The sequence below is a fragment of the Nitrosospira multiformis genome, assembly GCF_900110185.1.
GTDB classification, from domain to species: domain Bacteria; phylum Pseudomonadota; class Gammaproteobacteria; order Burkholderiales; family Nitrosomonadaceae; genus Nitrosospira; species Nitrosospira multiformis_A.
Map to the genome: position 1 here is coordinate 107,900 of NZ_FOCT01000010.1, position 11,968 is coordinate 119,867.

An 11,968-nucleotide genomic window follows, 5' to 3' on the forward strand; every position below is an offset into this window, starting at 1 on the left:
TCCTATGCTAAGGATTGGATATCTTCGCGAGATTTTCGCGTGGTATAGATGTGTTCGTGTTGTTATTTGATCGTAGAATATGAATACGAGATGTCAAGTCAAAATAAAAATATTTTTAAATGTCCCAGCTCCGCCGGAATAAATTCTTTGTGCACTTATTTCTTAGATTAGTTTTTTTAGCTTCGCTCCTCTCGAGGAGACTGTGAGCTTACAAAGGCAAGGCGGTTTCACGCTTCAATCTCTTCGCTTGACGTTTGTCGTTTGTCACTCGGACACAACTGCTTCAATTCGGAAAGGATACAAACAAGTATCGTTAAGACAAAGAATTTAAAATTTTTCTGAGATGATTGGTAGGCGAGAACAATCTGTGGAATCAGCATTTGCCGATCGAGTTCGTCCAGAAAAGCACGGTTCAGCGCTTTGCAGCTGAACAATAGGATGGCAGGATACTTAACTGGAAGAAAGAACTGGGAGGCCTGGATTCAGTACGCGCGCTTCAACACCGTATCCCTCGTCTCCGGCAACAACTCCGGATAATCCTTGCTGTAGTGCAGCCCGCGGCTTTCATGACGCAGCATGGCACTTTGCACAATCAGGTCCGCCGTATCCACGAGATTGCGCAATTCCAGTAGATCGTTTGTGACATGGAAATTCGCGTAGTACTCATTGATCTCTTCATGCAGGAGATTGATGCGGTGCTGCGCGCGTTGCAGGCGTTTGGTGGTGCGGACAATGCCCACGTAACTCCACATGAAACGCCGCAACTCATCCCAGTTATGGGAAATGACGATTTCCTCATCAGCGTTGGTCACCCGGCTTTCGTCCCATTGCGGCAGTTCAGTTACGGGTACCGGCGTTTGCTCCATGATATCCCGTGCCGCGGCCTGTCCGAATACCAGGCATTCGAGCAGCGAATTACTTGCCAGGCGGTTGGCTCCGTGCAATCCAGTATGCGCGGTTTCGCCAATTGCATAAAGATTGTCCAGATCCGTCTTGCCGTTCCAATCGGTAACGACACCGCCACATGTATAGTGAGCCGCAGGCACCACAGGTATCGGTTCTTTAGTGATATCGATCCCGAATTCCAGGCAACGCTGGTAAATGGTCGGAAAATGCTCCTTCAGGAAGTTTGCCGGCTTGTGCGAGATATCCAGGTACACACAGTCGAGTCCGCGCTTCTTCATTTCGAAGTCGATTGCGCGCGCAACGATGTCACGCGGCGCAAGTTCCGCACGTTCATCATGCGCGGGCATGAAACGTGTCCCGTCCGGCAGTTTCAGCAGGCCGCCCTCGCCTCGCACCGCTTCGGTGATGAGGAACGATTTGGCGTGAGGATGATAAAGGCAGGTTGGATGAAACTGGATAAACTCCATATTCGCTATGCGGCAACCCGCACGCCATCCCATGGCGATGCCATCGCCGGTCGCAGTATCCGGGTTGGTAGTGTAAAGATAGACCTTGCCCGCGCCACCTGTCGCCAGCACGGTGTTATTCGCCGCTATGGTACGCACCCTCCCTTCCCTGCTGTCCAGCACATAGGCGCCCAGGCAGCGATTGCCCTTCTTGTGGGGATGCTCGATACGACCGGCTAATTTCGCGCTTGTTATGAGATCGATTGCAACGTGATACTCGAGCACGGTGATATTCGGGTGGGCATGCGCTCTTTCGATCAATGTCAATTGCACTGCCTTGCCGGTCGCATCCGCTGCGTGAATGACGCGGCGAACACTATGACCGCCTTCACGCGTCAGGTGATAGCCGGTTCCATTACCGCCGTCGCGCGTGAAAGGTACCCCCTGCTCGATCAGCCATTGGACAGCTTGAGGACCATTTTCCACCACATATCGCGTCACTTCTTCATTGCAAAGACCCGCGCCTGCGACAAGCGTATCGTGAATGTGAGCTTCGGGCGAATCTTCTTCCGATAATGTTGCGGCGATTCCTCCCTGCGCCCACCCGCTTGCCCCATCGAGCAAGGCACGCTTGGTGATGAGGCCCACTTTCCTGTTTTGCGCCAGATTGAGCGCGAGGGTGAGCCCGGCCAGGCCGCTGCCAATTATCAGAGTATCGAAAGTAAGCTGTGGCACTGGTCGTCGTTATTTTGTTCTTGTGAGCAGGGAATGATAACAGACCTGACGGATGCTTTTACGGCAGCAAAGTCGATAGGATCAGAGGCGATTGATCTTTCGCCTCGCTTCATTCTTTCCGTGGACGCTGGGCGATTCTAACTCCAATCAACGAAGATCAATCGACTCCGTCGATACCGGGCAATAATGACTGATGGTTCCCTGTTCGATCTCCAGGGTACTGTGGTGGATTGCGTAGTGCGATTCAAGGTTGTTCCTGATATTGTCCATGAAAGCATCGCCGGGGTAACCGTTTGGCATGACGAGGTGGACAGTGAGCGCGCTCTCGGTCGTACTCAAGCCCCATATATGCAGGTCATGTACGTCCGTTACACCCGGCTGGTTGCGCAGAAAAGCTTCGATCGCGGCAATGTCGATATGCGGGGGCACGGCGCTCAGCGCAAGTTGAACCGAGTCGCGCAGAAGACCCCATGTATTGAACATAATGATGGTAACGACCATCAGGCTGATCACCGGGTCGAGCCAATACCATTGCGTAAAAAGGATCGCCACCCCCGATACCAGCACGCCCGCCGAAACCCCGGCATCTGTCGCCATGTGCAGGAAAGCGCCGCGAATATTCACGTCCTCCTTGCTCCCCTTCAAAAACAGCCAAGCAGACAAACCGTTGATCATAAGACCAGCGGTCGCGACGGAAGCAACGATGAGGCCGGCTACCAGCGGCGGTTGTGAAAACCGCTGAAGAGCTTCCCAGGCGATTGCCCCGCACGCCACCAGGAGCAGGACAGCGTTTGCCAGCGCGGCGAGTATCGAAGTGCTGCGCAAACCATAGGTATAACGTTCGCTCGGAGCCTTGCGACTCAGAATCGCCGCGCCCCAGGCTAACGCAAGCCCGAGTACATCCGATAAATTATGCCCTGCATCCGCCATGAGTGCCGTTGAGTTGGCGGCAAAGCCGTAACCGAATTCAACTACGACAAAGCCGACGTTTAAGGCGATGGCAATAACGAACGCACGTCCATGATCACGTACGGGAGAATGGTTGTGGTGTTCAGGGTGGCCGATATGAGATGGCATGCTGGAAAAACCGTGTGCGCGATTGTAATGACTTCCCATCCGCCTCAATCTGGATGAAAGACACGTAATCCGAACAATGATAGCAACAATCTATCCCTATTCCTGCTCCGCCATCGCCAGTCTCTTTCCTCGCTCTGAATTTTATGTCTGCTAGCGTACAGAATGTGAGGTGGGGGGGGCGCACATTAGGCGCTAGCGGGTTTGAGGAAGCTCATCGATCCCCAAGAATTTCCCAAAAACGGAAAAGGAGACGACCATGTTTTTATACACGGAAACCGATCAGAATCTGCAAGCCTGTATCGATGCATGTAACCATTGTTATCGCACCTGCTTGCAAATGGCCATGAACCATTGCCTCGAATCAGGCGGCAAACATGTTGAGGCCGATCACCTCCGATTGATGATGAATTGTGCGGAAATTTGCCAGACGTCGCTGAATTTCATGCTCAGCGGATCCAGATTCAGCCCCAAGGTCTGTGGCGTCTGTGCCGAAATTTGCGACGCTTGTGCTAAAAGTTGCGAACAGCTGGATGGAATGGAAGAGTGTGTGCAAGCTTGCCGCCAGTGTGCGGAGCACTGCCGCAAGATGGCAGCATAAAAACAAACGAAGTCTGTTAGCACTTGTTTCGCGACCCGCGTTGCTGCACGGAAAAAACCTCAGTAAGGCCTAAGCGAAGGCCATAGTGAACCTGCTCGAGCTTTGTAACGCAGCATTCACGTTTTTTCGTGCGCCCTCCGAAGGGAGGGGATGGATGATTTTATCCAGTCCATGGTTATTGCCGCTTACAGAGGCTTGCTCTGTGCGGGACGCACGCCTCGTCCGAATATAAAATCGTCTTCGTCGTCGCGAGCATGAAACAAGTGCTAACAAACCTTGAATCTGACATGTACTCCATCTGCTGGAATAACCACGTTTTCAACTGAACTAATTTATACTACGTGTGTCTGTTCACTCAGACCACGGACGATAGACCGGTGCGTAATTCCCGATGGGCTCCTGAACGGGTATACTTGGCTGAGCTGCCTTATAAGGAAGCAGTTACAAGTAAGAGATTCGTCAATTCAGGAATTAGGTGGCATGGGTGACCGGGAAATCGATCAGCAACTGGTGGAACGTGCGCAACACGGCGACAAGCAGGCCTTCGATCTTCTGGTGATCAAGTACCAGCGCAAGCTTGCCCGTCTCCTTTCGCAATTCATCAGGGATCCGTCAGAAGTAGAGGATGTGACCCAGGAAGCCTTCATTAAGGCTTACCGCGCGCTACCGTCTTTCCGTGGAGACAGTGCGTTTTATACCTGGTTGTACAGGATCGGCATCAATACTGCCAAGAATTTTCTGGTGGCTCAAGGACGGCGGGCGCCCACCACCACGACAGGATTCGATAGCGAAGAGGCCGAAGGTTTTGAAGAAGCGAGCCAACTGCGCGAAATGAATACGCCCGAGAGCGAGCTGACAAGCAAACAAATCGCTCAAACGGTGAACCAAACGTTGGAAGAATTGCCTGAAGAACTGCGAACGGCAATTACATTGAGAGAAATTGAGGGACTGAGCTACGAGGAAATCGCAGCGATCATGAATTGTCCTATCGGCACGGTCCGTTCGCGAATATTTCGTGCACGGGAAGCAATAGCGGAAAAACTGCGCCCCTTGCTGGGGACGGGTAAAGATAAGAGGTGGTAATATGCAAGAAAAAATATCGGCATTGATGGATGGTGAACTGGACGCGGACGATGCGTCGGCAGTGATGGAGCAATTCAAGAACGCGGAGGAATTACGGGAACACTGGGTTGCTTACCACCTGATCAGCGATGCGTTGGGTCAGTCGGAGGTCAAACCACTCGATATTACGCGACGAGTTAACGCAAGACTGGTAGCGGAACCTACAGTATTCACGGCATCAAGCGCAACATTGCCTTATCTGGCACCGAAGCGCAGACCAGGAGCCTATGCCGCTGCGGCCTCCATCGCGGCAGCGATGGTGGGTGGGTGGATAATTCTGCAGACGACGCAAGAGTCGGATCTTCTGAGGCAGAATCTGGCCGCCAACAGGACGGCACCCTCGACTTCTGCAGCCACTACTATAGCGCCCGTTGCCACTTATCCTGCAATTCCTGCCAAAGCATCCATCGCTGCATCCGAATCTGCGCAAATCAACGACTATCTCCTGGCGCATCAGCAATTCTCGCCTAGCACCACCATGCACGGAGCAATTCCTTTCATGCGTACAGCAGCGGAAAGCGCGCGATAACGTTCACAGATGACACAGGTTTCACTGTCTTCCCTGTTGCTGACAGTTATCGTTCAATCCGCATTCGCGCAGAATCCCTCCAGTTCATCCCCCTCATCCCCCGAGGCGCTTAACTGGCTGCAAAAGATTGCCGCCGCGCCCCGCCATTACAACTATGTCGGGACATTCGTCTATTCGTCCGAGGGCCAGATAGAAACATCCCGCATCATCCATCTGGTGAATGAGGAAGGTGAGCAGGAAAAAAGCATGGTGCTGGATGGTCCTCCCCGTGAGGTTATCCGCAACAACGACGAAATGAGATGTTATCTTCCGGAAAACAAGACCGTGGTGACGGAAAAACGATGGTTGCGAAAAGTTTTTCCCGCCCTGCTGCCTCAGCCGCTGATCAATCTCGACGACAACTATATCGTCAAAAAGGGCAAGCAGGAGCGAGTCAGCGATTATGCCAGCCAGGTCATCGAGTTGGAGCCCAGGGATGACAAGCGTTATGGTCAGAAATTATGGATGGATCCCAATACCGGCCTGTTGCTGAAAGCCGCCGTAATGGATAAAGGGCGGGTAGTGGAACAATTTGTATTCACCGACCTGAAAATTGGCGGTGAAATAGACAAAGATCTGTTGAAATCCCAATATTCGGGTCAAGCTACCGAATGGCGCAAGACAAATCTTGTCTCCTCGACACAGGGGAGCGGAAAACTTGGCTGGCAGGTTAAAGATCCGCCTCCAGGATTCAAAAAGATCGTGGAAATGAAACGTAATCTCTCCGGTAAATCCCGTCCTGTTGCGCATATTGCTCTCTCGGATGGTCTTGCTGCCGTCTCGGTATTTATCGAGCCCAGTTCGGGAGAGGCTTCCTCTCCTGTCGAAGGCCTCTACCACAGCCGCGGCGCGATCAATATCTATACACGTACTCTCGGCGACAATAGGATAACTGCCATAGGCGAAGTACCGCCGGCCACTGTAATGCAAATCGGCAATTCTGTTACCAGTCGTTAGTCATCAAGACAGTCCGGTCGCGGCTCGGATTGAATGCGGTTCTGGTACTAGGTACTACTATCCCATTATTTTGGGCAGATGGATGAAGGGTTCACCCGTTTTTACTCCATGGAAGAAAAAGTATGATTGCTAAATTTTTACTGGTGGTGCTGCTTGGATTATCCACGAGCGCGTTTGCGCAGGCGCCAGCACGCGAATTGCCGGATTTTACCGGGTTGGTCGAAAGAGAAGGACCCTCGGTCGTAAATATCAGCACTGTTCAGTCAAGCAACTCAACCACGGAACGTGCTTTTCCGGGAATACCGAACATACCCGAGGATGATCCGTTTTTCGAGTTTTTCCGGAGACACATGCAGCCGCATGGAGGAATGCCACGAGATTTCGAAGCCAGATCGGTAGGCTCCGGCTTTATTATCAGTTCGGATGGCTATATTCTGACAAATACCCATCTGGTGGATGGAGCCGATGAAATCAATGTGAAGCTTACAGACAAGCGGGAGTTCCGGGCAAAGCTCATCGGCGCGGATCGCAAGACGGACATCGCTCTCCTCAAGATCGATGCTACCGGACTGCCGAAAGTCACCCAGGGTGATCCCAATAACATGAAGGTGGGAGAATGGGTGGTAGCGATCGGATCACCATTCGGCTTTGAAAACAGCGTCACTGCCGGGATTGTCAGCGCCAAAGGACGCTCTCTGGCACAGGAGAATTTCGTGCCCTTCATCCAGACGGATGTCGCGATCAACCCCGGGAATTCCGGCGGACCGCTATTCAATATGAACGGTGAGGTGGTCGGTGTCAATTCCCAGATCTACAGCCGCACTGGCGGATTCATGGGTTTGTCATTCGCCATTCCCATCGATGTTGCCCGGGACATATCGAATCAGCTGATTGCGAGCGGCAAGGTAAGCCGAGGCAGAATCGGCGTGCTGATTCAGGAAATCACAAAGGAACTGGCGGAATCGTTCGGTTTACCCAAGCCAGCCGGCGCGCTGGTAGCTTCTGTCCAGAAAGGCGGCCCGGCAGACAAGGCAGGTATTCAAGCACGGGATGTCATTCTCAAGTTCGACGGCAAGACCGTGAATTCCTCGGGCGATCTGCCACGCATAGTTGGCTCGACCAAGCCAGGCACGAAAGTGCAGATGCAGGTGTGGCGAAATGGGTCGACCAAGGAGTTCACGATTACAGTGGATGAGCTTCCGGAGGATGAAAAACCAGCAGCGCGTTCTGGAAAGCGGGGCAAGATGCCGGATACAGCGAATCGCATCGGTTTGAGCCTGATCGAGTTGACTCCGGATCAGAAGAAGGAACTGGAAACTGAAAGCGGACTTCTGGTCGAGGATATGGTGCCCGGTATCGCAAGCCGCGCGGGAGTCAGACCGGGCGATGTCATTCTGAGCATCAATAATCAGGATGTCAAAACGGTTGATCAATTCAACCAGTTACTCAACAAGGTCGAGAAAGGACGCAATATCGCCCTGCTGGTCAAGCGCGGTGATACAGCCACCTTCATCACCATGAAGATGAATGGTGAACACAGATAAATGGCTGCTCCCGATCCTGATCTCCCTGTCTTGTTGACAGTCTATGGCCGGGAGCACTGCCACCTCTGCCAGGACATGCTCGCGGCCCTGCAGGAATTGAAGGCAAGCTATCCTTTTCAGCTCGAAGTCGTGGATGTGGATAGCGACAGCGATCTGCAATCGCGCTATGGGCAACGCGTTCCGGTGTTGATGGCCGGGGACAGGGAAATTTGCCACTATCATCTCGACCTGAATGCGTTTGGCCGGATATTTCAACGAATCGAAAAATAGCACTCCTGTTCTTTTGTGAAAGCGGTGAGCGCCTCCTTCCCCTTATCATCAGGGAAGGAGGCGACTCGGCAGGTGCTTATTTCCTCAAAATTCGCTAAAATGTCCGTCTTGAACAAGAATTTGCAGGGACCGGATATACGTGCGACCAGAGGGCCACGCCATGAGAGGGCACACCATGTGCCCTTTTTTGATTGCCGGTGAATTCCGGCATCGTCCTGTTATCACCCTCTTCCCTTGCTATCCTGATCCCTGATGCAGCACATCCGCAACTTTTCCATCATCGCCCATATCGATCACGGCAAGTCCACGCTCGCAGACCGCATCATCCATTTATGCGGGGGGTTATCCGACCGGGAAATGGAAGAACAGGTGCTGGACTCGATGGAACTGGAGCGCGAGCGCGGAATCACCATCAAGGCGCAGACGGCGGCTCTGGAATACAAGTCCCGTGACGGCAGCAGCTATCTCCTGAATCTGATCGATACGCCAGGCCACGTCGACTTCTCCTATGAAGTATCGCGCTCCCTCGCAGCCTGCGAGGGAGCCCTTCTGGTAGTTGATGCTTCCCAGGGCGTGGAAGCCCAAACCGTTGCAAATTGCTACACCGCAATCGAACAGGGTGTGGAAGTCATACCGGTCCTGAACAAGATCGATCTGCCCGCTGCCGAACCGGAACGCGTCATCAAGGAAATTGAAGATATCATCGGCATAGAAGCACAGGATGCCGTGCGGGCAAGTGCAAAAACCGGTGTCGGTGTGGAGGATATCCTGGAAGCGGTCATTTCGCGTATTCCCCCGCCGAAAGGGAATCCGGAAGCACCCCTCAAAGCCCTTATCATCGATTCCTGGTTCGACAACTATGTAGGCGTGGTAATGCTGGTGCGGGTAATGGATGGGGTATTGAAGCCTAAGGACAGAATATTGCTGATGGCCAGTAAAACTACCCACTTGTGTGAACAGGTAGGCGTATTTACGCCCAAATCCAGAAATCGCGAATCTCTGAGCGCCGGTGAAGTGGGCTTCATTATTTCCGGAATCAAGGAGTTGAAGTCTGCCAAGGTCGGCGATACGGTAACACTCGTTGACCGCCCCGCCCCCCAACCGCTGCTCGGCTTCAAGGAGATCAAACCGCAGGTGTTCGCCGGACTCTACCCCGTGGAATCCAACCAGTACGACGCCCTGCGCGATGCACTGGAGAAGTTGAAACTCAATGATTCTTCATTGCAATACGAGCCGGAAACGTCGCAGGCGCTGGGATTCGGTTTTCGCTGCGGCTTTCTCGGGCTCCTTCATCTCGACATCGTACAGGAAAGACTGGAGCGGGAATACGACATGAACCTCATCACCACCGCGCCCACGGTGGTGTATCAGGTGGTGCTGCGCGATGGATCAGTCATTGAAATCGAAAACCCCTCCAGATTGCCTGATCTCTCAAAAATAGAGCAGATTCGGGAGCCGATCATTACAGCAACCATCCTCGTCCCGCAGGAATATGTCGGATCGGTCATTACGCTTTGCATCAGCAAGCGGGGAATCCAGAAGAATATGCAATATATGGGCAGGCAGGTCATGCTGACCTATGAAATCCCGCTCAATGAAGTCGTCATGGATTTCTTCGACAGGTTAAAATCGACCAGCCGCGGTTACGCTTCACTTGATTATGAATTCAAGGAGTTCAGGGCTTCCGATCTCGTCAAGCTGGATATCCTCATCAATGGCGAGCGTGTGGACGCCTTGTCGCTGATTGTGCACCGTGCGAGCAGCCAGTACCGCGGACGGGAACTCGCGCAGAAGATGCGTGAACTGATTCCCCGGCAGATGTTCGACATCGCTGTTCAAGCCGCCATAGGCTCGCACATTATCGCCAGGGAAAGTATCAAGGCTTTACGCAAGAATGTGCTGGCCAAATGCTATGGCGGCGATATCACGCGTAAACGCAAGCTTCTGGAAAAACAGAAGGCCGGTAAAAAACGCATGAAGCAAGTCGGCAATGTCGAAATTCCGCAGGAAGCGTTTCTCGCCATTCTGCAGGTTGGAGAAAAGTAGTTCAAACAATACGATGGATCGCCTTCAACAAGGGGCACATGCTCACCGGGAAAATCCCGTTTCCGGGCGAGCAATGGACTGTTCACCCGAAGGGAATAAGGAACAAGAATGAACTTTCCGCTCATTATGCTGATATTGCTGTTAATCACCGGCAGTATCGCCCTGCTTGATCGTACCGTGCTGCAACGACACCGCGCGCCGGGAGACCAGGGGCCATGGTGGGTGGAGTATCCGAAAAGCTTTTTCCCGGTGATTCTTGTCGTGTTCTGCCTGCGTTCTTTCCTGGTTGAGCCTTTCAAAATCCCCTCGGGCTCGATGATTCCGACTCTGCTGGTAGGAGACTTCATTCTCGTCAATAAATATACTTACGGTATCCGGTTGCCGGTGGCCAACGTCAAGTTAATGGATATAAACCCCCCTCAGCGTGGGGAGGTCATGGTTTTCCGCTACCCGGTGGATCCCTCCATGGATTACATCAAGCGTATCGTGGGGGTACCGGGAGATATCATCACCTATCGCGACAAGCAACTGAGCGTCAACAACGTACCGGTGAGGATGGAGCCGAACGGGGAATATACCTATGTGGAATCAGGCCTGAAATTCGTTTACAGCCGCAGCTACACGGAGTCACTCGGAAATCACCGCTATAATGTCCTTATCAATCCCCAGGAGGAGCATAGTATCCAGCTAGGGGGTGTGCTCCCCTTCCCTCATCATGAAAATTGCAGCTATAACGATCGTGGATTTACCTGCAAGGTTCCTCCCGGCAACTACTTTGCAATGGGAGACAACCGGGACAGCAGCAGTGACAGTCGTTATTGGGGATTCGTACCTGACCAGAACATTGTCGGCAAGGCTTTCATGATCTGGTGGAATTTCAGCGACCTGAAACGCATCGGATTATCGATCAAGTAATTCGGGCGGCAATCAGGACCTTGAGCATGTGGCGGATCAGCTCGCCACAATTGGTCAGAGGGGCGCGCAAAATTGGGGACAGCTTACCGGAATACGGAGAGTGCAGCACTGTGTCGGAAACTCGGTCATACCTTCCATCGGCCCGAACTGCTGCGGCAAGCGCTGACGCACCGCAGCCACAGCATACCTCACAACGAACGGCTTGAATTTCTGGGTGACGCCGTCCTCAACTGCGCCGTCGCCGGATTGATATTCCATCATTTTCCTGATCTCAGCGAAGGTAGTTTGTCCCGAATACGGGCGAACCTCGTAAACCAGAAGATGCTGGCCGAACTGGCGCAAACGCTTGAGCTGGGAAAGCTTATCCGATTTGGCGAAGGTGAGCTCAAAAGTGGAGGAGACAAGCGGCCTTCGATTCTTGCGGATGCGCTGGAAGCTGTGATTGGCGCCATATATCTCGACGCGGGTTTTGAGCAGGCCGAGAAGACAGTTGAAAATCTTTTCATTCCCTCCCTGGGGGAGCTGAACACCCATGCCTTCGGCAAGGATCCCAAAACCCTTTTGCAGGAATATCTCCAGAGCCGTAAGCTGGCGCTGCCCCGGTATGCTGTCGTTGCTACCCGAGGCGAAGCTCACCAGCAGCAGTTTCAGGTGGAATGCGTGATTTCCCGGCCTGAAATCCGCACCCTGGGCGAAGGCACGAGCCGTCGCAGTGCGGAACAGCACGCGGCCCGGCAAGCTTATGAGCAACTCCAGTCGCATTAGAACTGCCTTTCGTGCTTTC

Annotated in this window: 10 protein-coding genes; 8 read left to right on the plus strand and 2 right to left on the minus strand. The window is 52.9% G+C overall.

Annotation, left to right across the window (positions count from 1 at the left end):
• Positions 1-482: 482 nt before the first annotated feature.
• Positions 483-2,087: an L-aspartate oxidase gene (gene nadB / locus BMY01_RS12090; protein ID WP_074747593.1), complete on the minus strand. Its 1,605-nt coding sequence runs from the start codon at positions 2,085-2,087 to the stop codon at positions 483-485.
• 147 nt (positions 2,088-2,234) lie between these two features.
• Positions 2,235-3,203 (minus strand): cation diffusion facilitator family transporter, encoded by a 969-nt coding sequence (locus BMY01_RS12095; protein WP_074747597.1) that lies wholly within the window; start codon positions 3,201-3,203, stop codon positions 2,235-2,237.
• 1,039 nt (positions 3,204-4,242) lie between these two features.
• Between BMY01_RS12095 and rpoE the strand changes: the two genes are divergently transcribed.
• The 8 genes from rpoE to rnc all read left to right on the plus strand — a co-directional run bounded on the left by rpoE (position 4,243) and on the right by rnc (position 11,949).
• On the plus strand, positions 4,243-4,845 hold the full coding sequence (rpoE, locus tag BMY01_RS12105; protein WP_011381063.1) for an RNA polymerase sigma factor RpoE: 603 nt from the start codon (positions 4,243-4,245) through the stop codon (positions 4,843-4,845).
• Between the two features lies 1 nt (position 4,846).
• The gene (locus tag BMY01_RS12110) at positions 4,847-5,413 is read left to right on the plus strand and encodes a sigma-E factor negative regulatory protein (RefSeq protein WP_074747603.1); all 567 of its coding nucleotides are present in this window, start codon (positions 4,847-4,849) and stop codon (positions 5,411-5,413) included.
• A gap of 9 nt (positions 5,414-5,422) precedes the next feature.
• On the plus strand, positions 5,423-6,409 hold the full coding sequence (locus BMY01_RS12115; protein ID WP_074747607.1) for a MucB/RseB C-terminal domain-containing protein: 987 nt from the start codon (positions 5,423-5,425) through the stop codon (positions 6,407-6,409).
• Between the two features lie 122 nt (positions 6,410-6,531).
• Positions 6,532-7,953, plus strand: a complete 1,422-nt coding sequence (locus tag BMY01_RS12120; RefSeq protein WP_074747610.1) for a DegQ family serine endoprotease — start codon at positions 6,532-6,534, stop codon at positions 7,951-7,953.
• Positions 7,954-8,223 carry a glutaredoxin family protein gene (locus tag BMY01_RS12125; RefSeq protein ID WP_074747613.1) on the plus strand — a complete coding sequence of 90 codons (270 nt, stop codon included), beginning with the start codon at positions 7,954-7,956 and terminating at the stop codon, positions 8,221-8,223.
• Between the two features lie 249 nt (positions 8,224-8,472).
• On the plus strand, positions 8,473-10,269 hold the full coding sequence (lepA, locus tag BMY01_RS12130; protein ID WP_175463258.1) for a translation elongation factor 4: 1,797 nt from the start codon (positions 8,473-8,475) through the stop codon (positions 10,267-10,269).
• Positions 10,270-10,377: 108 nt separating this feature from the next.
• Complete coding sequence (gene lepB / locus BMY01_RS12135; RefSeq protein WP_074747616.1) at positions 10,378-11,184, plus strand: signal peptidase I; 807 nt, start codon at positions 10,378-10,380, stop codon at positions 11,182-11,184.
• Between the two features lie 72 nt (positions 11,185-11,256).
• Positions 11,257-11,949, plus strand: a complete 693-nt coding sequence (rnc, locus tag BMY01_RS12140; protein WP_074747619.1) for a ribonuclease III — start codon at positions 11,257-11,259, stop codon at positions 11,947-11,949.
• Positions 11,950-11,968 lie beyond the last annotated feature (19 nt).

Bases quoted from the DNA above. Each gene is read 5' to 3' on its own strand.
- BMY01_RS12095 (WP_074747597.1), bottom strand. From the start codon at position 3,203: ATGGGAAGTCATTACAATCGCGCACACGGTTTTTCCAGCATGCCATCT.
- rpoE (WP_011381063.1), top strand. From the start codon at position 4,243: ATGGGTGACCGGGAAATCGATCAGCAACTGGTGGAACGTGCGCAACAC.
- BMY01_RS12110 (WP_074747603.1), top strand. From the start codon at position 4,847: ATGCAAGAAAAAATATCGGCATTGATGGATGGTGAACTGGACGCGGAC.
- BMY01_RS12115 (WP_074747607.1), top strand. From the start codon at position 5,423: ATGACACAGGTTTCACTGTCTTCCCTGTTGCTGACAGTTATCGTTCAA.
- BMY01_RS12120 (WP_074747610.1), top strand. From the start codon at position 6,532: ATGATTGCTAAATTTTTACTGGTGGTGCTGCTTGGATTATCCACGAGC.
- BMY01_RS12125 (WP_074747613.1), top strand. From the start codon at position 7,954: ATGGCTGCTCCCGATCCTGATCTCCCTGTCTTGTTGACAGTCTATGGC.
- lepB (WP_074747616.1), top strand. From the start codon at position 10,378: ATGAACTTTCCGCTCATTATGCTGATATTGCTGTTAATCACCGGCAGT.